Source organism: Pseudomonas sp. C9-3, from assembly GCF_032392015.1.
Lineage (GTDB): Bacteria > Pseudomonadota > Gammaproteobacteria > Pseudomonadales > Pseudomonadaceae > Pseudomonas > Pseudomonas nitroreducens.
Map to the genome: position 1 here is coordinate 3,278,085 of NZ_CP135919.1, position 26,058 is coordinate 3,304,142.

Genomic DNA, 26,058 nt, shown 5'->3' on the forward strand with positions numbered 1-26,058 from the left:
CTCAATCGAGCATCGCTGCTTCGGCGGTCGGCCGATAGGCAGGCGTGGATGGATGAGAAGCGTCAGCGTCGAGTGAATCGGTGTGGCCATGCTTGCCGTGCTTGTCGACCAGGTGTTCGACACCCGACAGTTTGCGTAGCAAGACGTAGAACACCGGGGTAAGCAGCAGTCCGAACAGGGTCACACCGAGCATTCCGAAGAACACCGCAATGCCCATGGCTTGGCGCATTTCCGAACCGGCACCACTGGAAACCACCAGAGGCACCACGCCCATGATGAAAGCGATCGAGGTCATGAGGATCGGCCGCAGACGCAAACGGCTAGCCTCGATGGCCGCCTGCACAACGCTGCGGCCACTCATTTCAAGTTCACGGGCGAACTCGACGATGAGGATGGCGTTCTTCGCCGACAGCCCCACCAGTACCATCAAGCCGATCTGGGTGAAGATGTTGTTGTCGCCGTTGGTCAACCAAACGCCAGCCAACGCGGACAGGAGAGTCATCGGCACGATCAGCAGGATTGCCAGCGGCAAGGTCAGGCTTTCGTACATTGCCGCCAGCACCAGGAACACCAACAGCACGCTGATCGGGAATACCCACAGGGCAGAATTTCCGGCCAGTACCTGCTGGTAAGTCAGGTCCGTCCATTCAAACTTGATACCGCGTGGGAAGACTTCTGCAGCAATGCGCTCGACTGCCGCTTCGGCCTGCCCGGAGGAATAACCCGGAGCCGGAGCACCATTGATATCTGCCGCCAGGAAGCCGTTGTAGCGCACGACCATTTCCGGCCCGTAAGTCGGCGATACCTTCACCAGGGACGACAACGGGACCATTTCGCCGGCAGCGTTACGAGTCTTCAACTGGCCGATGGACTCCGCGGTTGCGCGGAAGGGCGCATCCGCTTGGGCATGTACCTGGTAGACCCGACCGAAGGCGTTGAAATCATTCACGTACAGCGAGCCCAGGTAGATCTGCAGGGTGTCGAACACATCACGAACGGATACGCCCTGCTGCTTCGCCTTGACCCGGTCCAACTCGACATTGAGTTGCGGCACGTTGATCTGGAAGCTGGTGAACATCGGGCCCAGCTCAGGGGCCTGTGCTGCACGCTTCATGAACTCTTGCGTAGCCGCATTCAGCGCTTCGTAGCCCAGTGCACCACGGTCCTCGATCTGCAGCTTGAAGCCACCAACGGTCCCCAGCCCTGATACTGGTGGCGGAGGGAACACGGCGATGGTCGCGCCTTTGATCTGGGAGTATTTGGCATTCAATGCCTGGGCAATTTCGGCCGCACTTTCACCAGCCCCCCGCTCGCGTGACGGCTTGAGCACCGGGAACACCAGAGCGCTGCTGGACGAGTTAGTCAGCCCATTGACCGACAGTCCTGGGAAGGACGGCACATGTGCCACGCCCGGTTGGGCCAGAGCGATGTCACTCATCAGCTTGGTGATCTCGTGGGTACGCTCCAAGGACGAACCGCTGGGCAACTGTACGATGGCCACCAGATAGTCCTTGTCCTGGCCAGGCACAAAGCCGCCGGGAACTATCTTGCCCAGATAGACCGCCATGGCCAGAAACACACCGTACACCAGCAGCATCGCGCCCTTGTGAGTGATAACGCGACGTACGCCGCTGCCGTAAGACTCGGCGCCCAGATGGAAAACTCGGTTGAACAGTGAGAAGAAACGACCGAACAGCGCATCCATCATGCGAGTCAGGCGATCCTTGGGTTCGTGGTGTCCTTTGAGCAACAGAGCGGCCAAGGCCGGCGACAGGGTCAGCGAGTTGAATGCGGAGATGACCGTAGAGATCGCGATGGTCATAGCGAACTGCTGATAGAACTGGCCAGTGAGACCGGACATGAACGCCAGAGGTACGAACACCGCCACCAGCGTCAGTGCGATCGCGATGATCGGGCCGCTGACCTCCTGCATGGCCTTGTAAGTTGCCTGACGCGGCGACATCCCGGCTGCGATGTTCCGCTCGACGTTCTCCACCACAACGATCGCGTCGTCCACCACGATTCCGATGGCCAGCACCAAGCCGAACAACGACAGCGCGTTGATGGTGAAGCCGAACATCAGTAGCAAGGAGAAGGTGCCGACGATCGAGACGGGCACTGCCAGTAAGGGAATTATCGAGGCACGCCAGGTCTGCAGGAACAGGATTACAACCAGCACCACAAGGACGATGGCTTCAAGCAAGGTATCGATGACTGCATTAATGCTGTCACGCACGAACTGCGTCGGGTCGTAACGCACCGCGTAGTCCACGCCCTCCGGCATGTCAGCTTTCAGCTCTGCCATGGTGCGGCGCACATCGGTGGAGATCTGCAGCGAGTTGGCACCGGGCTGCTGGAAGATGATCAACTGGACGGCCGGCTTGCTGTCGAGCATGGCGCGCAGCGCGTACTCTGCAGCCCCCATTTCCACCCGAGCGACATCCGCCAGGCGGATGATCGCCCCATTGTCCGAGGTCTTGAGAATGATGTTGCGGAAGTCTTCTTCAGTCTTCAGCCGGCCCTGGGCATTAACACTCAGTTGAAGCGGCACGTCAGCCGGCATCGGCGCCGCACCGATAATGCCAGCAGCCACTTGAACGTTCTGCTCACGAATAGCAGCCACCACCTCGGAAGCAGTCATGCCCTGGCGAGCGACCTTCTGGGGATCGAGCCATACGCGCATGGCGTAGTCGCCCGAGCCCCACATCACCACCTGTCCCACACCGGGAATACGCGCGAGCTGATCCTTGACGTTGATGACCGCGTAGTTGCGCAGATAAGTCAGGTCGTAGCGATCGTTGCTGCTCAGCAGGCTGACGCCCATTGTCAGGGTCGGGGTCGACTTGACCGTTGTCACGCCTAGACGTTGTACGTCTTCTGGCAAGCGCGGCAGAGCTTGGGAAACGCGGTTCTGCACCAGTTGCTGAGCCTTATCTGGGTCGGTGCCCAGCTTGAAGGTCACGGTAGTGGTCATGTTTCCGTCGCTGTTGGCCTGCGACTGCATGTAGAGCATGTTCTCAACGCCATTGATCTGCTCTTCGATGGGCGAAGCCACAGTCTCCGCGATCACCTTCGGGTTGGCGCCGGGAAACTGCGCATGAACCAGCACCGAAGGAGGCACAACTTCCGGATACTCCGCGGTGGGCAGCTTGATTAGTGCAATGATCCCGGCCAGCAGGATCACAACCGACAGCACGCCGGCGAAGATGGGCCGGTCGATGAAGAACTTGGAGATATTCATGATGGCCGTGCCTCAGTTGGCAATGGCCAGCGGTTGGCTGACCTGCATGCTGGTGTCATGAGCCTGAACGAGATCGTTCGGCCGTACCCGTTGAACACCGTTGACGACGATGCGCTCTCCGGCACTCAACCCCTTGGTGACGATGCGCAGGCCATCGTGCAGGCCGCCCAGTTGGACCTCTCGATACTGCACGCGGCTCTGCGCATCCACGACGAGCACATACTTTTTGGCCTGATCGGTACCGACAGCCGAGTCATCGACCAACACGGCCTGCTGGGGCTTACCACCCTCGACCTTGACCCGCGCGAACAGCCCCGGCAGCAGCGATCCGTCCGCGTTGTCGAAGCGTGCCCTGACCCGCAGGGTGCTGGTGCCGGTGTTCAATTGGTTGTCGACAGACACCAGCGTTCCGCTGCGCGAATAGCCAGTCTCGTCTGCCAGGCCAAGGGCTACCTCCACCGGCTTGTCATCGGCATGGCGCAAGTAACGCAGGTAGGTCTGCTCATCCACTTCGAAGGAGGCATAGATCGGCGATACGGAAACCAGAGTGGCCAGCAACGGTGCAGTCGCACCGGCGCTGACGATGTTGCCAACGGTGAGTTCCGCACGTGATACGCGACCGGTTACTGGAGCGCTGATCTGGGTGTGATCCAGGTCGATTCGAGCGGCCTGCAGTGCAGCCTTGGCTGCCTTGACCGCGGCAGCCGCTTCACGGGCGGCATTGCTGCGCTCATCGAACTCCCGCTTGGCAATGGCATTGCTGGAGATCAGGCGTTGCGCACGAGCCGCATCAACGGACGCATAGCCGGCCCGCGATTCGGCGGCGGCGAGCTCGGCGCTGGCCCGCTCGACTGCAGCCGCATAAGGCCGCGGATCGATAGTGAACAGCGGGTCGCCTTTCTTGACGAAGCCCCCATCTTTCACGTTCACCGACACGATAGTGCCGGACACCAGCGGACGCAGTTCGATGTGCTCGATGGCCTCAAGCCGGCCGGAATAGCTTTGCCACTCGGTGATCGTTTGACTGAGAACCGGAGCGACATCGACCTCGACGGCCGGCGCTTCGGCGGCGGCTTGGGCAGGGCTGATGGACGGGCTGCCATGCTGAATGGCTACCCCAGCTGCCCCACCAAAGGCGATTAGTGCGCTGACTGCGATCGCGAGCGTTTTACGTTTGACCAACATGATTTTTCTCCTGGAAATAGGGTTGGCTGAGTTACAGGCAGTCCGATGGGGAAGCGGCGACGGCAGGACAACCGCGGGAACAGCGCTCGACCTCAAGGGCAAGTGCAGCGACATAGCCGTCGCTGAGCCCGTTGTCGTGCAAGGCATTGCGGAGCAGATAGAGGTACTCGGCATTGCTGCCGTGAGGCCCACAGGCAACAGCGACCTGATGGGCGATGCGGGTGATGGTGGAGTCGCGCTCGTACAGCGCGTAGGTCGGATCAGCGACGAATACCAGGGCCTGGACCGGGGCGCCGTTGGCCAGCGTGATGTTGGCCCAGACCGGAATGTAGGAACCGAACACCATCTCCCGCCGCCAAACGCACTGCAGGTCGTGTTCGAGAGTCGGTCCACCCAGTTGGAAGGCGATGCCTTGAGTGTGGCCTCCCGGCTCGACTGCCAGCATGCGGCCGGGCTTCTCGACGCTGCCGCGGCCAGCAACCATCCTCAGGCAGAAGCTGCGGTGCCAATCAGTGAGGATCGCAGCTTCGCGACGTACGAAGTCCAGCAGCGGATTCCAGATCAGCGATCCGTAGGCAAACAGCCAGATATCACCGCCTTCCGGCCGCCGGGCCAACGTGTTGGCCAGCGACTCGAGAATGCGCTCCTCACTCCAGACGAGATCCGCCAGTGCGGAGAAGCTCTTCAGGTAGAGTCCGTTGCTCAGCGCATCTTTGGTCAGCATGGGAATCCTCCTCGCACCAGGAAAGTGGTGCTTGATGGGGAGGAATTCTGTCGCTGGGTTTGAAGTGGATAAACTCGCTGCTGAGCGACGCTTTGTCGTTCCTGCTTCTACAATCGGGCGGTTTCAAACGTGCAAACTCCCGTAACGAGGCGGGGCGGCTGCACTACCAACCCACTGGACTTCGCGTCAGGCGCGCAGCCGTTCAGCGAGGTATTCGAGCACGGCCCTGGTCTTGGCGGGCATGCGATGTCCCGCAGGGATCAATGCATGTACTGGCGGGCCTGGCACCGCAGTTTCGGGCAGTATCGGAACCAACTGCCCTTTCTCGACATAGGGGCGCGCAACTCGGTCATAGATCTGCGCGATTCCAAGGCCGGTCACAGTGGAGTCGATCAGTGCCTGCCCATCGGAAAGAATCAGTGCCGGATTGGGGGAAAACTCCTTGGCGTAGCTGTTTTCCATCAGCGTCCAGGGGCGTAGCCGGCCCGTGAAACCACGGAAGATCACTGCATCGTGATCCAGTAGATTGGAAATAGAGCTAGGCATGCCGTTTCGCTGCAGGTACTCCGGCGCGGCATACAGCTGCAGGCGAATGTCACAGAGCTTGCGGACAGTCATCTCACTGTCCTGGGACAACTCCCCTGCCCGTACCACAAGGTCCCACCCCTCACCTACCGCATCGGACATGCGATCGGTCACCGACAGCTCAAGTGTGACCTTCGGATAGCGTTTTCTCAGATCAGACAGCGTAGGCAGGAAGAGCTGGCGGAAGCCGGAGGGCATGTCCAAGCGTACCCTGCCAATCGGCTCATCACGGCGCGCAGCCAACGCCTGTGCAGCATCTCGCAGGGTATCCAGGGCACCACGGGCGGCGCTGAGATAAGTCTCGCCGTCCTCGGTGAGACGGACCGCGCGCGTGGTGCGTTGGAAGAGCCGCGTTCCCAATCGCGCTTCCAGCCGTTGTACCGCCTTCCCCACATTGGACTTGTTGGTTGCCAAATGTTCTGCCGCACGGGTAAAGCTCCCCGTCTGCGCGACAGCGACGAAGGCTGCAATTTCCGGCAGGGAGGCATCTGTCTGTTCCACGGCTGTATCTCCAGGAGCGCCAATGGGGCGAGTTTTTGCGAGCTTAGCCGTCATTTCGCCACCTCTACAATCAGTCAGCCCCCACGTCATTAGCGGTGGTGCCCGCCGCGACACTACAAAGGCACGACTCGCGAATAAACCGCACAACGGAAACAGCTCATCGCCCGCAGCGCCACAATATGCCTGGGCAGCTAGGCTCAGTTGTGTCTGATCGCCGAGGCATACCATGAAGCTCTACTACTCTCCCGAGGCATGCTCGCTCGCCCCGCACATAGTGCTGCGCGAACTGGATATCCCCTTCCAGCTCGTTCGAGTCGACCACCCAACCAAAACTACCTCAGAGGGCGACAATTACCTGGATATCAGCCCCTGCGGGTATGTGGCGGCGCTAAGGCTGGACGATGGGCGCGTGCTGACTGAGGGCTCCGCAATCTTGGAATATTTAGCCGATCTGAAGCCCAACGCCGGCCTGGCCCCTGCTGCCGACAGCTGGGAGCGTGTGCGGCTGCGCGAACGCTTGAGCTTTCTCTCCTGCGAACTCAACTCGACCATGAATCCTCTGTTCAAGGACGCCATTCCCGATGAGGTGAAAGCCTTGTTCAGAGAACGCCTGTTCAAGCGTCTCGACCTGCTCGATCGGGAACTGAATGACCAGACTTACCAGCTCGAGAATCGCTACAGCGTGGCAGACGCCTATCTGTTCACTTTGCTCAGCTGGCTGCGCTGGTTCTCCATCGGCTTCGAGCGATGGCCAGCACTGGCATTGTTCCAGGAAAGGGTCGGACAACGGCCAGCCGTAAAAGCGGCGCTCATTGCCGAGTTGGAATGAGAGGCTAATTGTCGCGCGGAAGACGACAAAGCGTCTCCTGAAGCCGCGTTTATCCCTTGGAAGGAAACTTCGAAACTGCGCTCACCGACCCCGCTTCGGGGCGGAATTTCCTTCCATCAAGGTGACGCTTCATGAAACTCTACATTGCCGACCAGACCTGCTCCGAAGCCGTACAAATCATCGCCAACGAGCTCGGCTTGGAGCTGGAACTGGTGCATTTTGACGTCTGGGACAGGAGCACCTCCAGCGGCGAAGATTTCGCCAAGGTCAACCCGCTGCTCTATGTCCCTGCTTTGCAACTGGATAACGAGCAGAAGGACGTGCTCACGGAAACCATCGTCATTACCTCCTACCTCGCCGATACCTTCCCGGAGGCGAATCTGGTACCGCCGCAAGGCAGTCTTGAGCGTGCGAAGCTCAATCAGCTCCTGACCTTCGTCGCCACAGAAATCGCGCAAAAACACATTCCGCTGATGCGTAAATTGCTGACCGAAGAAGGCACGGAGTGGACCCGCAATAAGCTGGTCAACGCCTATACCACCCTGGACCAGCGTCTCTCCGACGGCCGTCCATACCTGACTGGTGACCAGTTTACGGTCGCCGACGCATACGTCTGGGCCACCATGTGGCACGAACGCTCCGGCGCGCAGATTGGCCACCTGAAGCACCTGATGGCCTACAAGGCTCGAATCGACGGACGCCCGTCAGCGAAAAAAACCATTGAAGATCAAGCCCAGATAGTCGCGCAGCACAAGGCTCTCACTACCGCCTGATACCCACCCCCGGATGGGGATCAGATCCCCGTCCGGGCACTTTCACCGCCCTTGCATATCAGCATTACTCGGTACGAGCCCTTCATTCATGCAAGTCAGTAAAGCTCGCGTTGGGTCGTTCTCTGCCGGTCATGCCCACAAATCGTCCTGGTAAAAGCCGATGCAATCGGTGGTCAGAACGAATGCAAATGACTGGTCAGGTCGAATGCAAATGGGTGGGCAAGTCCATGCAATTACCCACCTGACGAAATAGAACTACATTTCCTGCAAACCTTGTCGGAAAGTCTTCCTTGACGATCAGCCCAACAACATCGGCCAGCACTTCGGAGAGCATTGAACCCGTTGCTCTCAATGTTCTGCTTCAAGCCTGTGGCCAAGGAAACCGCCTAGCCTTCGAAACGCTTTACCGAGTCACCTCAGGCAGGCTGTTCGGCGTCTGCCTGCAATACCTGAGCGACCGCGCAGAGGCTGAAGAGGTGCTGCAGGAGGTGTATATCGCCGTTTGGCTCAAGGCCGAGACCTTCGACCCCAGACTTGCCGCCGCGATTACCTGGTTGGCGACCATCGCTCGCCACAAGGCCATTGATCGACGCCGGGCGCAGCACCGTCACGAGCCGCTCGAAAGCATCAGTGAGTTGCCGGCACAGGAGTCGGTTGCCGGGGTGTTTGAAGCGCACCGGCAAAGCTGCCAGATCGACCATTGCCTGGAAACGCTCGGGAAGGATCAACAGACCTACATCCGCGTCGCTTTCTTCGAGGGCTATTCGTACGCCGAGCTAGCCGCTCGGCACCGCATCGCGCTCGGCACGATGAAAAGCTGGATTCGGCGAGGACTCCTGCAACTGCGAGCGTGCCTGGGACTATGAGCGAAGACGATCTTCCACCCGCCGAGGAACATTCGATTCTGATCGCGGAGTACGCGTTGGGAGTCCTGGCTGCCGACGAGCGCATACAAGTGGAGGAACTGCTGCGCCAGGACCCTGTGCATCGCGAACTGCTGGCGGCGTGGCAGCGACACTTCGCGGACTGGCTCGCGGAGTTTCCGACCGTCGAGCCCCCCGCCAGCGTCTGGCAGGGTCTCCAGCAACGACTATTCCCGGCAGAAGAGATACCAGCTGAGCCGCCATGGCAATGGAACAACCCGCGTCTGTGGCGCTGGACGACAGCCATCGCGCTGGCCGCTTCGCTTGTGCTGGCCGTGCTCGTGGTGCTGCACCCGGCACAGGCGCCTGCGCCAACCCTGCTCGCGCGCCTGGAACAGAGCGATGGAAACCTGTTGTTCAGCGCCACGGTGCAGCGTGACGGCCGGCAGGTCCTGTTCGTTCCAACGGGCAAGGCCGATTGGCACGACAAGAGCGCCCAGGCCTGGATCATCGCCGCTGACGGCAAGCCGCACTCGCTGGGGCTGCTCCCGGCCGGTACGGCAGTGTTGCTGGCGGTGCCCGCCGAGCTTTCCGCCGCGGTGTCCGGTGGCGCCGTGATTGCGGTATCACTCGAGCCACCAGCAGGCTCGCCGACCGGGCTCCCCACTGGACCGGTCATCGCCCAGGGCAAAATAACTTCACTTTGATGCATCCGTTTCGCGGGCTGCTCCGTACATTCATCACCCTCATCCGGAGGGCCGAAGAACTCAGGAGACGCATCATGCACACCTTTCTTCAACGAATTGCCGCTGTAGCCAGTCTCGCCGTACTTTGCGCCACCGCTTCCATCAGCTTCGCCGCCGACACAGTGATGGTCGGCGGTGCGCCGATGTACCCGACCAAGACCATCGTCGAGAATGCTGTCAACTCCAAGGATCACACCACGCTGGTTGCGGCAGTAAAGGCTGCGGGCCTTGTCGACACACTCAATGGCAAGGGGCCGTTCACTGTCTTCGCACCGACCAATGAAGCCTTCGCCAAGCTGCCGGCAGGCACGGTCGACACGCTGGTCAAGCCCGAGCATAAGGCCGATCTGACTAAGATCTTGACCTACCACGTGGTGGCTGGCACCCATACCGCGAAGCAGTTGATGGCCGACGCCAAGATGAATGGCGGCATGACCATGCTTAAAACGGTTCAAGGTGAATCGCTGACCGTCAAACTGCACGACGGCAAGCTTTGGGTAGTCGATGCCAAAGGTGGCAAGGCAGCCATCACCATTGCCGACGTGATGCAGTCCAACGGTGTGATCCACGTGATCGATACCGTACTCATGCCGAAGTAACAGGCTGACTCTGGCGGGCACTCCCCTGAGTGTCCGCTATGGGTCGGTAGCTGCCCCACGTCAAAGGCAGAAATCGTCTAGGAGCAGCCATCGAGGGACCGCTAAATCAGAGGCGATTTGTGCTGATCCAGATGTTCCCAATGGATACGTGGAATAATCGTGCGCCAAGCAATCAACCAAGAAGCTGTGAACTGAACGATGGGTTTTGAACAACTAGCCGTGCTCCGCGACCGCCTGCGGGCTGAAAAAGAGCAGGTAAAAGCCGAAAGCACCAAGCACCGCCAACGGAAGACCTCCTCCCAGGTAAAGCCTCGCGACCAAGATCCCGCGGTGGAAGCGATCTGGAGATTGCAGAAGCACTTTCCATTGGCCTTCCCTGTCAATCCGGCTCCCAAAGTGCCGCTTAAGGAGGGCATTCTCAAGGATGCTGAGCAACACCTGCAGCAGCTCGGAATAACCAGCGAACAGCTCAAGCTCGGCATCGCCACCTGGTGCCGAGGAATTCGATACTGGGCAAGCATGGTGGAGAATGCACCGCGTCTGGACTTGAACGGCCAGGCAGCCGGCACTGTGACATCTGCTCAAGCGTTGTACGCGAAGCAGCAGGCTTCTCGGCAACGGACCCTAGACCGACGAAATCGTGCGAAGTCGGAAACCACCAGTCCAGGGCCTGCCGCCGATGCCGAGAAGAAACAAGGAACGGAGCCAAACTCAGTCGCCCCCTGAGTGAAGTCGCCGACATCTTAGATCACTGGCAAGGTAACTACTAGCTGCCTTATACGTCCCTTTGGACGTCTGAAACGTACATCGGCCAAGGGCAGCTGCCGGCCAAAAGGGGACCTTTAGGGTGGAGAAATAAACCTGTCCCCTTTTCTACTCACAGCCCATGACCTGACAACACTACCGGCGGCCATGTCGGGGCAACTCGCCGACATGGTCGTCTGCAATCGCCAGTCGTCTCTCATCGGGTCAATAATCGGCGGGAAGCGCAAGTTGGTTAGCGAACGGGTGGCGCCTTCATTCGTCCGGAGCATTGCGCTCGTAGCGCGCATTGAAGGCCTCGATGAAGGCATTGCGCAGAATGCCGAGGAAGGCCTGGAAGGCGCTGACGTCCTGGCGGTGGACGTTACCGCTGAGATCAACTCGGGTCGCGAACTGATCCTTGCGCTGGTTCTTCAGCACACTTTCGCCCCCCCCGACCAGGGCTTCCCAGATGGAGCGGAACACGCCCTTGTCCTTCTCTTCCACGTCCTGCTGCCAGTTGAAGACGTCGACGTCACGCAGCAGAGGCTTGATGTAACCACTGAGCTGCCCCTTGTTCGCCCGGGCTTCAATTACCAGCGTGCCGTGGCCACGGTTGAAGTCGAATTTGCCGTATGCCGAGGCGAAGTCATTCACTCGCCGCAAATCCACGTCACTGGCGCGCAGGCGCAGCTCGAAATCCTCGAAGTTCTCGAACGGATCGAATGCCGCCTGCACTTCCACAGGTGCCTGGCCGAACAGCTGTGCGTGGCCGTCGAAGCGTGCCACCCGCTCGCCTTTCTCGTCCGCCACATTGGTGAGGTTGTACAAACTCGCCTGCACTGCACTGGCTGTCAGGTGCACCGGCGGTTTGGAATGGTAGTTGCGAAAATGAATGCGGCCGTCGTCGATGCGCACTTCATCCAGGGTGATGGGCAGCAGCTTGTTCAACTGTTCCCGCCAGTCGGTGCCGGCACCGCTCTGGGAATTCTGCTTGTCGCCGCCGTCGACGAAATTCAGCTCCGGCCGCAGGAATACTACCCGCGCAACGATGCCATGGTCATACCACAGCGCGTGCCAGCTCACCGACAGATCGATCACCGGTGCGTCAAGTAGCGGTACCGGCACCCGGCCGTTGACCTTGACGATCTTCAGGCCGTTGATCCGATAGGCACCACGCCAAAGCGCCAAGTCCACGTCGGTGATCTGACCGTGGTAATCGCCCATGCGATCCAGCTTGCCGTTGAGGTAATCACGGATCACATAGGGCAAGGCGATGTGCGCGATCAGCAGCACGAGCAGGACCGCCAGGATGCTCAGCATGGGTACGCTGTAGCGTCTTTTCATCCCTGCCTCCAGAGACTCTTTGGCAGTGGACTGGCGCAGCTGAGGGGAGTTCAGCCCCAATTTGGCGCCCCCATCCAGGCACAGCGCAGAAGGGTCGCCATGAAGCAGCGCGGTCACCGTAGAAATTGCCTCAGGAGACGGCGCCCACGCTCTGGTAGTACGGCTTGTCGGACAGGCTGCTGCCGTTGAGCGCGACCGTCCAGTGATCATCGCTCTCAACAACTCTGGACTGGATATCTCCCGTCCGGCGCAATCAGGCGGAGCCAACACTGACGGCGACCGCACTGCGAGAAATGATCTGCTGCCTGCCGGCAGCAGATCACTCCTTGCGAAGCCTCAGGGCTTGATAGCGATCTTCAGCACGCCGTCGCGCTGATGGGCGAACAGGTCGTAGGCGTTGACGATGTCGTCGAGCGCATAGTGGTGCGTCACCAGCGAGCCGAAGTCGGCGCGGTTCGACTCGATGATGCTCATCAGGCGGCGCATGCGCTCCTTACCGCCAGGGCACAGGGCAGTATTGATGCGGTGATCCCCCAGGCCGGCGGCGAAGGCCGAGAGCGGGATGTGCACATCGCTGGAGTAAACCCCCAGGCTCGACAGCGTCCCGCCCGGCTTGAGCACCTTCATCGCCTGCTCGAACGTGCTCGGCAGCCCCAGGCATTCGATGGACGAATCGGCGCCGCGGCCACCGGTGAGCTTCATCACCTCTTCCACCACGTCGCACTTCGTGAAGTCCAGGGTGACGTCGGCCCCCATGCTGCGGGAGATATCCAGCCGGTGTGCGTTGCCATCCACCGCGATGATGGTCGAGGCACCCAGCAGGCGGGCGCCAGCGGTGGCGCACAGCCCGATCGGCCCCTGGGCGAAGACCACCACGGTGTCGCCGATACGGATATTGGCGTTCTCGGCGCCCTTGAAGCCGGTGGACATGATGTCGGGGCACATCAGCACCTGTTCGTCGGTGAGGCTGTCCGGGATCGGCGCGAGGTTGCCTTCGGCATCGGGCACCAGGACGTACTCGGCCTGGGTACCGTCGATCAGATTGCCGAAGCGCCAGCCGGCGGTGGCCTTGTAGCCGTGGCAGGCGCAGCGGCCGCTCTCGACGAGGTAGCTGCCGTCCTGCGAAGGCACGCCATCCTGCGCGGCATAGGAATTGAAGTTCGGGCAGATCGCACCGGCAATGACCCGCTGGCCTTCGCGGTAGCCCTTGACCGCGCTGCCGAGCTTCTCGATCACGCCGACCGGTTCATGCCCGACGGTCAGCCCCCTGACCACAGGGTACTCGCCCTTGAGGATGTGCACGTCAGTGCCGCAGATGGTGGTCGTGGTGATGCGGATCAGCGCGTCGTTGGGGCCGACCTCGGGGATGGGTTTGTCCGCCAGCTCGATTCGCCCCGGTTCCACGAAGATCGCCGCTTTCATCATTGCCATCGTTGTTTCTCCTCGCTTGGAATGCGCCATGGGTGCACAGGGCCGGGGATCGCAGGGAGCGAATGCCCGCGGCGCCCTCGGCCGAACGGACCCAGTGTGCTTGGCCGGAACGAAACCCCGTTGACACATATCAAGCCAAGGGGAAGCTCGCTCGGCAGCCTGCCCGCCGGGAACGCTGGCGGGCTGATAGAGCATTGACCGGAATCGCCAAAAAACAAGGCGCGCGGCCAGTCCGGCGAGCATGCGCAACTCCACCAGCGGGAGGTCCAGCGCGATGCCCTGGTAGCACGCGTGGAAGGTGCGCGCATCCAGCTCCAATCGACGCCTGGGTGCCGGTGCGCCGCAGCAGTGATCCTATACAAGCCCCTCGGGGGGATAGCTGGGAAGCTGCGCAACGCCTGCCGCCAAGCGCCCACCGGAGGAATCGTTCGAGGCCCGCGGAGGTTACAATGGGCACCACGCCGATTCCCCCGGATCAGGCACGCCCGGAGCCAGCTTCAGATGTTCACCCTCGTAAACCTCGACACCTCGCCCCCCGAATCCCTGAAAAGCCAGGTGCTGCAGATGGTGGTGGACTATTTCAGCGACATCAGCCCGGTGCCTCTGACCCCGAGCAACCCGCTGTTCCAGCTGTACCAGTACGTGATCGGCTTTGAGGTGCACCTGTACCTGCAGGCCATGGACGGTTCGGCGCAGAGCCCCGCGCGGCTGATCCTCGCCCTGGATGATGAAGACCCGTCGCAGGTGCTCGGCTTTGCCCTCTACCTGCCGAGCGCGGATGACGCCGAGGCCTGCACCCTGGCCTACCTCGCCGTCCAGGCCAGCCACCGCCGGCGCGGTATCGCCCGCGCCATGCTGCAGAAGATGCTCGAGCATCGCCCCCACGCGGAACTGGCCTGCGCGGCGGGCAAGGTGCCGGTCTTCGAGGCGATGGGCTTCCGCGTCCTGGCGGCGCAGGGGCCGCACGTGCTGCTGAACACCCGCGACCAGCGTTCCGACGGCATGGTCGCGGTGCAGGATCTCGCGCCGATCTACCAGTCCAAGGAAGTGCGGCAGATCCACACCTATCTGGTGAAGCAGAAGGGCAGCAAGGCGATGCGCGAGGCCGAGCAGAAACGCGATCGCCTGCTGGACCAGATGACCTGGCAGGCCCAGGAACTGGTCAAGGCGCGCTTCCCGACGATTCACTGAGGGGCGGTTCGAGTCGTCTGCCGCGTACCCGAACAGGCCCTCCCGCGCGCCGTCTCAGCGCCCGGATTCGGGCATGTAGAACGCCACCAGATCGAGACAGGCACTGATGCCATGCTCGATGGCCTTCATGTTGCGCCGACGCTGCCAGTCCAGCCACAAGCCATCGAGCATGGCCATGATGGCGTCGGCCGACTTCTCGATACGCTCGGCGCCCACCTCGCGCTCCTCGGCGATCCTGCGCAGGATTTCCACCAGGCGTTCGCGGTAGATGGCGTAGAGCTTGCGCTCGGTATCGGCGATGTCTTCCTGGAACAGCGAGGCGGACCACAGGTCGATGCGCACCGACAAGTAACTGCGGTCGAGGAAAGTGCTGGTGAAGCCACTGCGCAGGAACACTTCCAGCTGCGCCATGGACGTGCGCGGCTCGGCCACCAGCCCCGCACGGGTGGCTTCGTAGAGCTGGTGCGAGGCGTACTTGTAGGCCTCCACCAGCAGCTCGTTCATGTCCTTGAAGTGGTAGCTGATGTGCCCCAGCGCCATCTCGGCACGCGCTGCCACCTTGCGCGCGGACAGCTTGGCGTAGCCCTCTTCGCTCAGGCAGAGAAAGGCAGCCTTGATGATCTCCTCGCGGCGCAATTCAGGGTCGTAGACCTTTTTCGTTTTCTGTTGCGCCGCTTTCTGCTGCGCCACCTTCTGTTGTGACATGGCGTGCCGATTCCAAGGTTGGCAGTTGGGGCGGATTATTCCGCCCCGCGTCCGTCATGGTCAAAAGTTACTTCATTCAGAGCCTGATCCAGGTCGCCTTGAGTTCGGTGTATTTGTCGAAGGCGTGCAGCGAACGGTCTCGCCCGTTGCCGGACTGCTTGAAACCACCGAAGGGCGCGGTCATGTCGCCGCCCGAGTACTGGTTGACCCACACCGAGCCGGACCGCAGCGCACGCGAAACCTGGTGCGCGCGGGACAGGTTGGACGTCCACAAGGCCGCCGCCAGGCCGTAGGGCGTGTCGTTGGCAATGGCCACCGCTTCCTCGGCATCCTTGAAGCTGATGACCGAAAGTACGGCGCCGAAGATTTCCTCGCGGGCGATGCGCATGTCGTTACGCACGCCATCGAAGACCACCGGCGCCAGGTAGCAACCCTCGCTTTCGCCGCTGCCGGCCACCAGCCGGGCGCCCTCCTCCAGGCCGCTGGCAATGTAGCCCTGCACCAATTGCAGATGCTGACTGTCGACCAATGCGCCATAGCGGCTGGTCGGATCAAGGGCGTCGTTCGGCTTCCACGCGGCCAGTGCTTCACGCAGATGCTCGAGGAACTCTTCGCGCACCGACTCCTGCACCAGCAAGCGCGAACCGGCAGTGCAGACCTGGCCCTGGTTGTAGGCGATGGCGGAGGCGGCGCTGATAGCCGCCGCGCGCAGGTCGGGCGCATCGGCGAAGACGATGTTCGGGCTCTTGCCGCCAGCCTCGGTCCACACGCGCTTGAGGTTGGACTGCCCGGCGGCGACCATCAGGCGCTTGGCCACGCCGGTCGAGCCGGTGAAGGCGATGGCGTCGACGTCCATGTGCCGCGACAAGGCGTCGCCGGCCTCGGCGCCGTAGCCCGGCACCACGTTCAGCACACCTTCGGGGAGGCCCGCCTCGCAGGCCAGCCGAGCGATACGGATAGCCGTCAGCGGCGAGCGCTCGGACGGCTTGAGCACCACGGAGTTGCCGCACGCCAGCGCCGGGCCGAGCTTCCAGCTGGCCATCAGCAACGGGAAGTTCCACGGCACTATCACGCCGACCACGCCCACGGCTTCGCGGGTGACCAGGCCCAGCTGGTCCTCGGCGGTGGTGGCGATCTCGCCGTAGACCTTGTCGATGGCCTCGGCGGACCAGCGAATGGCGTTGGCCGCGCCGGGCACGTCGGTGGCCAGGGAATGGGCGATGGGCTTGCCCATGTCGAGGGTTTCCAGCAGCGCCAGCTCCTCGGCGTGGCTTTCCAGCAGGTCGGCGAAGCGGATCAGGATGCGCTTGCGCTGCACCGGTGCCATGCGCGACCAGTGCCCGGCCTCGAATACCCGGCGCGCGCTGGCCACGGCGCGCTCGACGTCAGCTGCGCCACCACGGGCTATCGCCGCCAGGCGGCGCCCGTCGAGCGGGCTGGCCTTGTCGAAGGTGCGCAGGTCCTGCGCGCTGCAGTAGTCACCGTCGATGAAGCAGCGACCTTCGATGGCGAGCGTTGCAGCGCGCTCGCTCCAGTCCTGCAGGGTTGTTGCGGTCATGGGTTTGCTCCTTGAGCGGAAATGAGTTCAGGCCACGCCCCGTTGCGACAGGCCGTCGAGCCAGTCCGGGTCCATCTGCGGCATGCTGTCGAGCAGGCGCGTGACGTAGCTGTCGCACGGCGGCGTGAACACCCGCTGCTTGTCGCCGAAATCGACGACGCGGCCAGCCTTGAGCACCAGCACGTCGTCGGCGATGGACTTCACCACCGACAGGTCGTGGGTGATGAACAGGTAGGTGATGCCCAGGCGCTGCTTGAGGTCGTCGATCAGCCGCAGGATGCCCTCCGCGACAAGCTGGTCGAGGGCGCTGGTGATCTCGTCGCAGACGATCACTGCCGGGTCCGCCGCCAGGGCGCGGGCTATGCCCACCCGCTGTTTCTGCCCGCCGGACAATTCGCCCGGCCGCCGCGCCATGAAGCGGCCGGGTTCCAGGCCCACGGCATCGAGCAATTCGCGAGTTCGCTCCTCCCGTCGCGCGGCACTCAGGCCGCCGTAGAACTGCAGCGGCCGCCCGACGATGTCACCGATGCGGTGGCGCGGGTTCAGCGCGGTGTCGGCCATCTGGTAGATCATCTGGATCGAACGCAGCTTGTCCCGGCTGCGCTTGGCGTAATGCCCCGCGAGCGGCCTGCCCTGGAACAGGATGCTGCCCTCGCGACTGGGCAAGGCCCCGGTGATGCAGCGCCCCAGCGTCGACTTGCCCGAGCCGGACTCGCCGACGATGGCCAGCGTGCGCCCCGGAAAGACCTTCAGCGACACGTCGTCGAGCACCTGTTTGTTGCCGTAGCCGGCGCGGATGCCGCGCAGCTCCAGCAGCGGTTGCTGGTCGGCGGCCACCGGCGGACGCGCCTCACACGCGAGGTTGCGTACCGCCCACAGCGAGCGGGTGTAGTCCGCCTGCGGCTCGGCGATCACCCGGCGCTTGTCGCCGCGTTCGACCATGTGGCCGTCCTTGAGCACCATCACCTCGTCGGCCATCTGCGCCACCACGGCGAGGTCGTGGGAGATGTAGATGGCCGCCACCTGGAACTCCCGGACCAGCTCGCGGATGGTCAGCAGCACGTCGATCTGCGTGGTGACGTCCAGTGCCGTGGTCGGCTCGTCGAAGATGATCAGGTCCGGCCGGCAGGACATCGCCATGGCCGTCATGATCCGCTGCAACTGGCCGCCTGACACCTGGTGCGGATAGCGCTCGCCGATCGACTCGGGCTCGGGCAGGGAAATCTTCCGGTACAGTTCCACCGCATCCCGGCGCGCCTGTTCGCGGGGCGCCAGGCCGTGCTCCAGGGCGCTCTCGCAGTGCTGGTCGATCAGCCGGTGCGCCGGGTTGAAGCTCGCCGCCGCGGACTGCGCCACATAGGCGATGCGCGCGCCGAGCAGCTCGCGATGCTGCGCTTCGGGCATCTGGCGCAGGTCGATGCCGTCGAAGAGGATCTCGCCGCCGCTGATGCGGCAGCCGTCGCGGGTGTAGCCCATGGCGGCGAGGCCGATGGTGGACTTGCCGGCGCCGGACTCGCCGACCAGGCCGAGTATCCTGCCGCGCTGCAATTGCAGGTCGATGCCGTGGACGATCTCGCTCCAGCCATCCGCGCCGCCAGCTTCGATGCGCAGGCCGGTAATCTTCAGTAGGGGTTCGCTCATGCTGCGTGTCCTCGGACAATACGTGGGCAGGACGGTCATCGCCGCTGGGCGAGGAACCAGTCGGCAACGAAGTTGACGGCGATCGCCAGCACGCCGATGGCGGCTGCGGGGATCAATGGCGTCAGGTCACCGAAGGAAATCAGCGAGGCGTTCTCGCGGACCATGCTGCCCCAGTCCGCCAACGGTGGTTGCAGCCCCAGGCCGAGGAACGACAGCGAGGAAATGGTCAGGAACACGAAGCAGAAGCGCAGGCCGAACTCCGCCACCAGCGGTGCCCGCACGTTGGGCAGCAGTTCCACCGCCACCAGCCAGAACAACCCTTCGCCGCGCAGCCGGGCAACTTCCATGTAGTCGGTCACCACCACGTTGAGCGACACCGAGCGCGCCAGGCGGAAGATGCGCGTGGCGTCCACCAGGGCGATGACGAACACCAGGTTGGCGATGCTGGTGCCGAAGATGGTCAGCAACAGCAGCGCGCAGATCAGTTGCGGCACCGCCATCAGCACATCCACCAGGCGTGACAGTGCGCTGTCCACCCAGCCACCCATGGCAGCGGCGATCAGCCCCAGCGAACCGCCGATGAAGAAGGCCAGCGCGGTGGACAGCAGCGCGATGCCGATGGTGTTGCGCGCGGCGAAGATCACCCGCGAGAGCATGTCGCGCCCCAGGGCATCGGTGCCCAGCCAGTGCTGCGCACTCCAGGGGTCGTATTCGCCGCCGACGATCTCGGTCTCGCCGAAGGTTGCCACCAGCGGGCCGAACAGCGCGAGGAAGGTGTAGAAAAGGATGATCAGCAGGCCGATGCGGGCGGTCCAGGTCATCTGCTTGAAGGTTGCGATCAAGGCATTCATCGGCTCGTCCTCACTGGCGATGCAGCAGGCGCGGGTTGGTAACGATGGACAGCACGTCGGCGAGCAGATTGATGCCGATATAGACCACCGCGAAGATGCAGCAACAAGCCTGGACCACCATGACGTCGCGCTTGATCACCGAGTCCACCATCAGTTGCCCGAGGCCGGGGTAGACGAACACCACCTCGACCACCACCACGCCGGTGATCAGGTACGCGAGGTTCACCGCGATGACATTGACGATGGGCGCCCAGGCGTTGGGCAACGCGTGGCGCAGGACGATCTTCAGCCGCGACAGGCCCTTGAGCCGGGCCATCTCGATGTAGGGCAGCTGCAGCAGGTCGAGCACCGCGATGCGCGTCATGCGCATCATGTGGGCGGTGATCACCAGGGTCAGTGTCAGCGCCGGCAGGAAGGCCGCCTGCAGGTGGTCGAGCAGGCTCGCCGAGGCCGGTACGTCGGCGATGGAAGGAAACAGCGGATGCTTCACCGCCAGCCAGAGGATCAGGATGTAGCCGATGAAGAACTCCGGCAGCGACACCGCCGCCAGGGAGACGATGTTCACCACCCGGTCGTAGATCGAATCCTTGTAGAGCGCCGCGAACAGCCCCAGCAGCAGCGCCAGCGGCACCGCGATCAGTGCCGTGTAGCCAGCCAGGAACAGCGTGTTCAGCAGGCGCTGGCCGATCAGTTCGGACACCGCCCGGCCGTTGGACAGCGAGGTGCCGAAGTCGCCCTGCAGGCTGCCCAGCAGCCAGTGCAGGTAGCGGCTCAGCGCGGGCTGGTCCAGCCCCAGCTCGTGGCGCAGGGCATGCAGCGCCTCGGGCGTGGCGGACTGGCCGAGCAGCTTCTGCGCCATGTCGCCGGGCAGCAGCTGCACCGCCGCGAAGATGAGTGCGGAGACGCCCAACAGGGTCAGGGCTCCGAGAAGAATGCGCCGCAAGAGAATGGGATAAATCAAAGCCATGGTATCGACCTGCTGATCGGTTGGGCAGTTGTTGTTCTTATGGTTCTGGGCGGTTACGGGGAGGGCTGGGCAGTGCCCACCCTCCTCCGGCGTATCGGCAGGTGTTAGTGCGAGGCCTTGTCCAGGAAGGCTTTCAGGTGGGGCACCACCTGGTCGCTCGCTTCGATCAGGATGGCGTGCTTGAGGTCCGGCAATACCACCAGCTGCGAGTGCGGCAACGCCTCGGCGATCTGCCGGTTCAGGCCCGGATTGCAGCCGCCGTCGAACTCGCCGGTGAGCACCAGGCACGGTTGCTTCACTTCATGCAGCCAGGGCGCCATCTCGGTCTCCGCGTAGATGTGGAAGACGTTGAGGAAAACCTCGGCGGGCGTGTCCATCACCTGCTGCTTGCGCCATTCGATGACCTCCGGATGCGCCGCGCAGAAGCTCTCGGTGAACCAGCGCTGGGTCAGGGTATCCAGCACCGGGCCGATGCCCTTTTCTTCCATGGCGCGGACCACCTTGCGCACGTTCTCGCTGTCCTGCGGCGAGCGGAATGCCGCGGTGGACAGCAGCCCGACGCTCAGCACGTGCTGCGGATACTTGTGCGCATAGGCGGGGCCGATCATCCCGCCGAGAGAATGGCCGATGATGTGCATCTGCTCGATGCCCAGCCGCGCGCGCAGCGCTTCGAGGTCCTCGACCAGTTCTTCCAGGCCGAAGTCCCCGGTCGGCAGCGGCGACTCGCCGTGGCCGCGCAGGTCATAGCGGATGCAGGTGAAGCTGTCCTTCAGCGCCTCGGTAACCTTGTCCCAGCCGGTCTTGCGCGCGCCGATGCCGTGCACCATCACCAGGGCGGGCCCCTGCCCGTCCACCACATAGGCGCAATCGATTGCCTTGTTCATCACGCGCCTCCTCAGCCCTGGGCCTTTGCTTCTGCGATGATCTCTGCGTAGCTGCGGCCGCCTACGCCCCAGTCGGCCGGGTCCACCTCCTTGAGCAGGATGGTGACCGCCTGGGCCTTGCCGCCGCAGACCTGGAGGTAGGTGTCGGTCAGCGCCTGGATCAGCTCGCGCTTCTTTTCGGGGGTACGTCCGGGGAAGAGTTCTACGGTAAGCAGGGGCATCAGCCGGTCCTCTTGTTCAGGTTGGGTTGGTTCGAGCGGGAACTGAAGTGCGGAATGACCTGCTCGCCGAAGCGCCGCATCATGTCCAGGCTGTCTTCCTGGGACTGGCCGAAATTGGCGGTCATGATCACTTCATCGATGCCGGCCTCGGCATAGGCGGAAAGCTGGTCGATCATCTGCTCGCGGGTGCAGATGAGCAGGTTCCTGCCCAACTCCTCGATGGACTGCTGGCGTGGCAGCGCTTCGATGCCACCGCCATGGACGATGCCCGGCCCGGTGAACACGTTGTCGAAGCGGCGGTAGTACTCGTAGGCCAGTTGCAGCTTCTCGCGGGCGTCGGCTTCATCGCGGGCGAGATAGGTCGCGCGCTGCAGCGACAGCCGGGCGCGCCTGGCGGATTTCGCTTTCGCCTCGGCGTTGCCACGGCGGAAGGCGTTGACCTGGTCCAGCAGCATCTGGTGGTCGCCGCTCAGCGGCGTGGTCTGCACCGAGAAGCCCTGGCGCGCGCAGGCCTGGATGCCCTCGGGCGCCATGCTCGCCACCACCAGCGGAATCTCCCGCTCGGGGCGCGGCATCACGGTCAGCGGGCCGAACTGGTAGTACTTGCCGTCCCAGCTCACTTCCTTGCGCGTCAGCAGGGCCTGCAGCACGGCCAGGGATTCGTCGAAGCGCTCGCGGGTCTCGCTCATCGGCACGCCGAGCATCTCGATCTCGTACTTGAAGGCGCCGCGCCCCACGCCCAGCACCAGCCGGCCGTCGCACAGGGCATCGGCCTGCACCACTTCGCCGGCGAATACCCGCATGTCGCGGATCGGCAGCACGGCGATGGAGGTAGCCAGTTCGATGTGCCGGGTGACCGCGGCGATCTTCACCGCCATCTGCAGCGGCGAGGGCACCAGCAGGATATTGATCAGATGGTGCTCGGGGATGGAAATGCCGGCATAGCCGACCTCTTCCGCCACCACGGCCTGCTCGACCATGTGCTCGTAGAGCTGTTTGCCGGAGGCATCCGGATCGGGCAGGTAGGAGCTGAGGAAATGGTTGAATTCCATGTTGTTGTCCACTCGGTGGTCTTAGTGTTTCCAGTCCAGCCAATGCACGGGCTTGCCCGCGATGCCGGCAATTCGTCCGCCATCGGCGGTGTCGCAGTAGATGCCGAAGCTGTCGGCCTGCCGCTCGCTGAAGAAGCGGTGGAGCATGCTGATGCAGTAGTCGCCGCGGACCAGCAGCCAGGGCTCGTCCTCGGCACGGAAGACACGCACTTCCCGCCCGGCGTCGCCGGACAACGCCAGTTCGGCGCTGGCATCGGCGCGGAAGACCAGGCGGGTGAAGTCGTCGCCCGCCTCCTCGAACATCGAGTAGATGAACGACACCTCGCCTACCAGGCCGACCCGGCGGAAGACCTCATCGATGACCGCCTTCTGGCTCACCCCGGCCCGCCAGAACACCTCCGGGATGCTCCAGTACTCCTGGCCCGGCTCGCGCACCAGCAGCACACCGTTGTCGCGGGCGATCAGGCACCCGACCTTGAGCGCACTGCCGCGCTCCACCTGGATGGCCTTGGCCCCTTCGGCGAAGTCGATGTAGCTGCCGCGGAAGTAGCCCAGCGGGCTGCCCACACTGCTGCGGTAGCGCTGCACTTCGCCGATCAGGATCACGTGGTCGCCCGCTTCCACCAGGCTGTGGCGCCGGCAGCTGAGCACGCTCAGGCTGTCGGCCAGGCACGGCACGTCGGCCTCGCAGGACAACAGCTCGACCCCGGCGAACTTGTCGGCCGAGCGCCCGGCGAAGCGGTTCGACAGGTCGCGCTGCCAGTCGCCGAGGATATTGACGGCGAAGCGCTCGGCCGCGCTGAAGACCGCCAGGCTGCCGGCGCTTTTGGCGATGCACACCAGCACCAGCGCCGGGCTCAGCGAGACCGATGTGAAGGAGTTCGCCGTGAAGCCGCGCGGCGTGCCGTCGGCCTCGCGGGTGGTGACGATGGTGACGCCGGTCATGAAGGTGCCGAAGACGTTGCGCAGGCTGCGCGTGTCGTCCGCGCTGACCGAATGCCAGTCGAGGTTGCTCATCCCGTTCTCCCGCTTCACGCCAGCGACCAGCGCTCGATGGCGCGCATGCCGTCCAGGGCCATGTCGCCGGCCACGGTCGGCGACGTCACCACGTCGTTGCCCATGCCCATGATGTGGTTCATGAACATCGGCACCACGGTGGAGCCCTCGTCGCGCAGCATCGCCTGCATGTCCCAGTAGATGGCCTTGCGCCGGGCCTCGTCGAGCTCGGAGCGGGCCTGCAGCATCAGCTTGTCGAAGCGCTCGTTGTTCCACTGGGTGTCACCCCAGGACGCGCCGCTGGCGTAGATCTGGCTGAAGATCCAGTCCGGCGTGGCGCGGCCGGTCCAGTAGCACATGCACATGGGCTTCTTCGACCAGACGTTGATCCAGTAACCGTCGTTGGATTCGCGCACCACCTTGAGGTTGATGCCGGCCTTGCGCGCGCTTTCCTCGAACAGCACGCCGGCATCCACCGCCCCGGCGAAGGCCGCGTCGGCCGCGCTGATGCTGATATCCAGGCTGTCCAGCCCGGCCTGCTTGAGGTAGAAGCGCGCCTTGTCGGGATCGTACTGGCGCTGGGCGAGTTCGCTGTTGAAGTACTTCTGCTGGCGGCCGATGGGGTGGTCGTTGCCGACGCTGCCGTGGCCGCGCAGGATCGACTTCACCCACTGCTCGCGGTCCACTGCGTGCTTGAGCGCCAGGCGTACGTTGTTGTCCTGGAACGGGCTGACCTTGGCGATCATCGGCATGGTCGCGTGGTTCAGGCCGGTGACCTCGGCGATGCGTACCTTGTTACTGCGCTGCAGCAGCGACAGGGTCTTGATCTCCACGCGGTTGATGACGTTGACCTTGCCGGTGAGCAGCGCGTTCTGCCGCGCCACGGAGTCGGCGATGGCGATCAGCTCTGCCTCCTCGACGTGCGCCCGGCCCGGTTTCCAGTAGTTGGGGTTGCGCACTACAAAGGCACGGACGCCTGGGTTGTACTCCTTGAGCATGTAGCCGCCGGTGCCCACGCCGGAGCGCCAGTCGACCTGGCCGTCAGCGCCACGCGGCAGGATGCTCAGGTGGTAGTCGCTCATCAGCACGGGGAAGTCGGCGTTGCCGCCCTTGAGGCTGACGCGCACCGTCGAGTCATCGACCGCCTTCACTTCGTCGATCTGCGAGACGATCGATTTGGACAGGGACTTGGAGCCGTCCTTGCGGTGGTAGTCGAGCGTGGCCACCACATCATCGGCGACGAAGGGCTTGCCGTTGTGGAACTGCACGCCACTGCGCAGCTTGAAGGTCCAGACCCTGGCGTCCGGCGAGGACTCCCAGGACTCGGCCAGTTCGGGAATGGCGTTGCCGCTGCTGTCGATCTCCACCAGGTTGCCGCGCAGCGCCTGGCTCAGCAGCATCATGAAGTCGTCTTCGGCCAGGCCCGGATCGAGGCTGTCGGTGGTCGACGCGCCGGCCAGGCCGAATACCAGTCGCCCGCCCTTCTTCGGCTCGGCGAATGCCGGCAGCGGCAAGCCGCCCAGCAACACGCCGGCCCACAAAAGCCCCATCGTCCCTTTCACCAGGTCACGACGGGTTACGCCGGAGGATGGCTCCCCAGGTTGCTTTTCCTTCATCCCACACCTCGCAAGACACTTGTTTTTGTACGACCGTACAGGCATAGGACGAAGTTGCACCTGCGGTCTTATGATGGTTGTTATCGCCTCAATGCGGCTGCCAAAGCGCTCTCTGTCGGATTGCTTTTGGACAGTCGTACAGATTATTAGCGACAAAAATCCGAGCGCGCAAGAAATTTCTGTACAGTCGTACAGAATGATCTGGCAAACAGGTTGGTGTGATGACGCACCGGCCGCGACAACAACGGAAGATCACTTGGGGTAAAGACCAGCCGGAAGCCGCTCAAGGCCAGCAGGCGCGGAACGGCTGCTTCGCTGCCTGCAGGTCGTCGTAGCCGGCTCAGGCCCGCCGGACGATATCCACCGAGATTTCCACGGCGGTGACGCTGCCGCGGTTCTCCAGCCAGTGCGTAGTGCTGTGGTCTTCGGGCCAGCCGACACCCGGCCCATAGTCCGTGGCGAGGCCGTTGCGGTGATCAGTGATGGTGCCCTGGAGGATGAACACAGTGCCGGGCCTGTCCACATGGTCATGGACAGGCCCGAAGACGCCGCCGGGCTCGATGGTCACCCGGCGCATCCGCAATTGGCGGCCCGCCATGCCCTCGATCTCGGGACCGAGATCGACCGATGACAACAGTTCCACCGTCACGCCTCGCGTATCAGGTGCCACTTCCTGGCCGTTCATCATGCGTACCTCGCCGAGCGACAGGCTCTCCCTGTCAGTAAAGCCCCTGGCAGGCAGGACTCGAAACGAGGTGACGGAGGGTTGTTCAGCCCACGACTGCTCGGGCGCCAGGACGCCCGAGCACGA

General features: G+C 63.1%; 24 protein-coding genes. 7 read left to right on the forward strand and 17 right to left on the reverse strand.

What is annotated here, in order from left to right:
• Position 1: 1 nt before the first annotated feature.
• From RS899_RS14615 to RS899_RS14630, 4 genes are all read right to left on the reverse strand, one after another.
• On the reverse strand, positions 2–3,241 hold the full coding sequence (locus RS899_RS14615; protein ID WP_315810355.1) for a multidrug efflux RND transporter permease subunit: 3,240 nt from the start codon (positions 3,239–3,241) through the stop codon (positions 2–4).
• Positions 3,242–3,253: 12 nt separating this feature from the next.
• On the reverse strand, positions 3,254–4,426 hold the full coding sequence (locus tag RS899_RS14620) for an efflux RND transporter periplasmic adaptor subunit (protein ID WP_315810356.1): 1,173 nt from the start codon (positions 4,424–4,426) through the stop codon (positions 3,254–3,256).
• Between the two features lie 31 nt (positions 4,427–4,457).
• Positions 4,458–5,150 carry a gamma-glutamylcyclotransferase gene (locus RS899_RS14625; protein ID WP_315810357.1) on the reverse strand — a complete coding sequence of 231 codons (693 nt, stop codon included), beginning with the start codon at positions 5,148–5,150 and terminating at the stop codon, positions 4,458–4,460.
• Between the two features lie 186 nt (positions 5,151–5,336).
• Positions 5,337–6,236: a LysR family transcriptional regulator gene (locus RS899_RS14630; protein WP_315810358.1), complete on the reverse strand. Its 900-nt coding sequence runs from the start codon at positions 6,234–6,236 to the stop codon at positions 5,337–5,339.
• A gap of 226 nt (positions 6,237–6,462) precedes the next feature.
• Here RS899_RS14630 and RS899_RS14635 point away from each other — a divergent pair, with 226 nt between their 5' ends.
• From RS899_RS14635 to RS899_RS14660, 6 genes are all read left to right on the forward strand, one after another.
• On the forward strand, positions 6,463–7,065 hold the full coding sequence (locus RS899_RS14635) for a glutathione binding-like protein (protein WP_315810359.1): 603 nt from the start codon (positions 6,463–6,465) through the stop codon (positions 7,063–7,065).
• A gap of 131 nt (positions 7,066–7,196) precedes the next feature.
• Positions 7,197–7,838 carry a glutathione S-transferase family protein gene (locus tag RS899_RS14640; RefSeq protein ID WP_315810360.1) on the forward strand — a complete coding sequence of 214 codons (642 nt, stop codon included), beginning with the start codon at positions 7,197–7,199 and terminating at the stop codon, positions 7,836–7,838.
• 290 nt (positions 7,839–8,128) lie between these two features.
• Complete coding sequence (locus tag RS899_RS14645) at positions 8,129–8,704, forward strand: sigma-70 family RNA polymerase sigma factor (RefSeq protein WP_315810361.1); 576 nt, start codon at positions 8,129–8,131, stop codon at positions 8,702–8,704.
• A complete protein-coding gene (locus RS899_RS14650) occupies positions 8,701–9,408 on the forward strand; it encodes an anti-sigma factor (protein ID WP_315810362.1) in 708 nt (235 codons plus the stop codon). The genes RS899_RS14645 and RS899_RS14650 overlap by 4 nt, the downstream gene beginning before the upstream one ends.
• 74 nt (positions 9,409–9,482) lie before the next feature.
• Positions 9,483–10,046 (forward strand): fasciclin domain-containing protein, encoded by a 564-nt coding sequence (locus RS899_RS14655; protein WP_315810363.1) that lies wholly within the window; start codon positions 9,483–9,485, stop codon positions 10,044–10,046.
• Positions 10,047–10,244: 198 nt separating this feature from the next.
• Positions 10,245–10,772: a ProQ/FinO family protein gene (locus RS899_RS14660; RefSeq protein WP_315810364.1), complete on the forward strand. Its 528-nt coding sequence runs from the start codon at positions 10,245–10,247 to the stop codon at positions 10,770–10,772.
• Between the two features lie 291 nt (positions 10,773–11,063).
• Here the strand turns inward: RS899_RS14660 and RS899_RS14665 are convergent, their stop codons facing one another.
• Both RS899_RS14665 and RS899_RS14670 read right to left on the reverse strand, forming a co-directional pair.
• A complete protein-coding gene (locus RS899_RS14665) occupies positions 11,064–12,134 on the reverse strand; it encodes a DUF748 domain-containing protein (RefSeq protein ID WP_315810365.1) in 1,071 nt (356 codons plus the stop codon).
• A gap of 336 nt (positions 12,135–12,470) precedes the next feature.
• On the reverse strand, positions 12,471–13,565 hold the full coding sequence (locus RS899_RS14670) for an NAD(P)-dependent alcohol dehydrogenase (protein ID WP_054909861.1): 1,095 nt from the start codon (positions 13,563–13,565) through the stop codon (positions 12,471–12,473).
• A 501-nt stretch (positions 13,566–14,066) separates the two neighbouring features.
• Here RS899_RS14670 and RS899_RS14675 point away from each other — a divergent pair.
• Entirely contained in the window at positions 14,067–14,756 is a 690-nt protein-coding gene (locus tag RS899_RS14675) for a GNAT family N-acetyltransferase (protein WP_054909862.1), read from the forward strand.
• A 54-nt stretch (positions 14,757–14,810) separates the two neighbouring features.
• On the opposite strand, the gene RS899_RS14680 is transcribed toward RS899_RS14675, so the two are convergent.
• The 11 genes from RS899_RS14680 to RS899_RS14730 form a co-directional block, all read right to left on the reverse strand.
• Positions 14,811–15,461, reverse strand: a complete 651-nt coding sequence (locus RS899_RS14680; RefSeq protein WP_193452284.1) for a TetR/AcrR family transcriptional regulator — start codon at positions 15,459–15,461, stop codon at positions 14,811–14,813.
• 76 nt (positions 15,462–15,537) lie between these two features.
• The gene (locus RS899_RS14685; RefSeq protein WP_315810366.1) at positions 15,538–17,019 is read right to left on the reverse strand and encodes an aldehyde dehydrogenase; all 1,482 of its coding nucleotides are present in this window, start codon (positions 17,017–17,019) and stop codon (positions 15,538–15,540) included.
• A gap of 27 nt (positions 17,020–17,046) precedes the next feature.
• A complete protein-coding gene (locus tag RS899_RS14690; protein WP_315810367.1) occupies positions 17,047–18,660 on the reverse strand; it encodes an ABC transporter ATP-binding protein in 1,614 nt (537 codons plus the stop codon).
• Positions 18,661–18,695: 35 nt separating this feature from the next.
• Positions 18,696–19,511 carry an ABC transporter permease gene (locus RS899_RS14695; protein WP_315810368.1) on the reverse strand — a complete coding sequence of 272 codons (816 nt, stop codon included), beginning with the start codon at positions 19,509–19,511 and terminating at the stop codon, positions 18,696–18,698.
• A gap of 10 nt (positions 19,512–19,521) precedes the next feature.
• Positions 19,522–20,478 carry an ABC transporter permease gene (locus RS899_RS14700; protein ID WP_054909865.1) on the reverse strand — a complete coding sequence of 319 codons (957 nt, stop codon included), beginning with the start codon at positions 20,476–20,478 and terminating at the stop codon, positions 19,522–19,524.
• A 104-nt stretch (positions 20,479–20,582) separates the two neighbouring features.
• Positions 20,583–21,362, reverse strand: a complete 780-nt coding sequence (locus RS899_RS14705; RefSeq protein WP_315810369.1) for an alpha/beta fold hydrolase — start codon at positions 21,360–21,362, stop codon at positions 20,583–20,585.
• 11 nt (positions 21,363–21,373) lie between these two features.
• Positions 21,374–21,583, reverse strand: coding sequence for a tautomerase family protein (locus tag RS899_RS14710; protein ID WP_037015607.1), 210 nt, complete (start codon positions 21,581–21,583; stop codon positions 21,374–21,376).
• Entirely contained in the window at positions 21,583–22,635 is a 1,053-nt protein-coding gene (locus RS899_RS14715; protein WP_084357586.1) for an LLM class flavin-dependent oxidoreductase, read from the reverse strand. Before RS899_RS14715 ends, RS899_RS14710 begins: the two co-directional genes overlap by 1 nt.
• Positions 22,636–22,656: 21 nt before the next feature.
• The gene (locus RS899_RS14720; protein ID WP_315810370.1) at positions 22,657–23,652 is read right to left on the reverse strand and encodes a flavin reductase; all 996 of its coding nucleotides are present in this window, start codon (positions 23,650–23,652) and stop codon (positions 22,657–22,659) included.
• A 14-nt stretch (positions 23,653–23,666) separates the two neighbouring features.
• Entirely contained in the window at positions 23,667–25,181 is a 1,515-nt protein-coding gene (locus RS899_RS14725) for an ABC transporter substrate-binding protein (protein ID WP_315810371.1), read from the reverse strand.
• Between the two features lie 406 nt (positions 25,182–25,587).
• On the reverse strand, positions 25,588–25,932 hold the full coding sequence (locus RS899_RS14730; protein ID WP_315810441.1) for a cupin: 345 nt from the start codon (positions 25,930–25,932) through the stop codon (positions 25,588–25,590).
• Positions 25,933–26,058: the final 126 nt, after the last annotated feature.

What these genes read in the sequence shown, in the direction of transcription:
- RS899_RS14615 (WP_315810355.1), bottom strand. Translation starts at nt 3,241, where the DNA reads ATGAATATCTCCAAGTTCTTCATCGACCGGCCCATCTTCGCCGGCGTG.
- RS899_RS14620 (WP_315810356.1), bottom strand. Translation starts at nt 4,426, where the DNA reads ATGTTGGTCAAACGTAAAACGCTCGCGATCGCAGTCAGCGCACTAATC.
- RS899_RS14625 (WP_315810357.1), bottom strand. Translation starts at nt 5,150, where the DNA reads ATGCTGACCAAAGATGCGCTGAGCAACGGACTCTACCTGAAGAGCTTC.
- RS899_RS14635 (WP_315810359.1), top strand. Translation starts at nt 6,463, where the DNA reads ATGAAGCTCTACTACTCTCCCGAGGCATGCTCGCTCGCCCCGCACATA.
- RS899_RS14640 (WP_315810360.1), top strand. Translation starts at nt 7,197, where the DNA reads ATGAAACTCTACATTGCCGACCAGACCTGCTCCGAAGCCGTACAAATC.
- RS899_RS14650 (WP_315810362.1), top strand. Translation starts at nt 8,701, where the DNA reads ATGAGCGAAGACGATCTTCCACCCGCCGAGGAACATTCGATTCTGATC.
- RS899_RS14655 (WP_315810363.1), top strand. Translation starts at nt 9,483, where the DNA reads ATGCACACCTTTCTTCAACGAATTGCCGCTGTAGCCAGTCTCGCCGTA.
- RS899_RS14660 (WP_315810364.1), top strand. Translation starts at nt 10,245, where the DNA reads ATGGGTTTTGAACAACTAGCCGTGCTCCGCGACCGCCTGCGGGCTGAA.
- RS899_RS14665 (WP_315810365.1), bottom strand. Translation starts at nt 12,134, where the DNA reads ATGAAAAGACGCTACAGCGTACCCATGCTGAGCATCCTGGCGGTCCTG.
- RS899_RS14670 (WP_054909861.1), bottom strand. Translation starts at nt 13,565, where the DNA reads ATGGCAATGATGAAAGCGGCGATCTTCGTGGAACCGGGGCGAATCGAG.
- RS899_RS14675 (WP_054909862.1), top strand. Translation starts at nt 14,067, where the DNA reads ATGTTCACCCTCGTAAACCTCGACACCTCGCCCCCCGAATCCCTGAAA.
- RS899_RS14680 (WP_193452284.1), bottom strand. Translation starts at nt 15,461, where the DNA reads ATGTCACAACAGAAGGTGGCGCAGCAGAAAGCGGCGCAACAGAAAACG.
- RS899_RS14685 (WP_315810366.1), bottom strand. Translation starts at nt 17,019, where the DNA reads ATGACCGCAACAACCCTGCAGGACTGGAGCGAGCGCGCTGCAACGCTC.
- RS899_RS14690 (WP_315810367.1), bottom strand. Translation starts at nt 18,660, where the DNA reads ATGAGCGAACCCCTACTGAAGATTACCGGCCTGCGCATCGAAGCTGGC.
- RS899_RS14695 (WP_315810368.1), bottom strand. Translation starts at nt 19,511, where the DNA reads ATGAATGCCTTGATCGCAACCTTCAAGCAGATGACCTGGACCGCCCGC.
- RS899_RS14700 (WP_054909865.1), bottom strand. Translation starts at nt 20,478, where the DNA reads ATGGCTTTGATTTATCCCATTCTCTTGCGGCGCATTCTTCTCGGAGCC.
- RS899_RS14705 (WP_315810369.1), bottom strand. Translation starts at nt 21,362, where the DNA reads ATGAACAAGGCAATCGATTGCGCCTATGTGGTGGACGGGCAGGGGCCC.
- RS899_RS14710 (WP_037015607.1), bottom strand. Translation starts at nt 21,583, where the DNA reads ATGCCCCTGCTTACCGTAGAACTCTTCCCCGGACGTACCCCCGAAAAG.
- RS899_RS14715 (WP_084357586.1), bottom strand. Translation starts at nt 22,635, where the DNA reads ATGGAATTCAACCATTTCCTCAGCTCCTACCTGCCCGATCCGGATGCC.
- RS899_RS14720 (WP_315810370.1), bottom strand. Translation starts at nt 23,652, where the DNA reads ATGAGCAACCTCGACTGGCATTCGGTCAGCGCGGACGACACGCGCAGC.
- RS899_RS14725 (WP_315810371.1), bottom strand. Translation starts at nt 25,181, where the DNA reads ATGGGGCTTTTGTGGGCCGGCGTGTTGCTGGGCGGCTTGCCGCTGCCG.
- RS899_RS14730 (WP_315810441.1), bottom strand. Translation starts at nt 25,932, where the DNA reads ATGAACGGCCAGGAAGTGGCACCTGATACGCGAGGCGTGACGGTGGAA.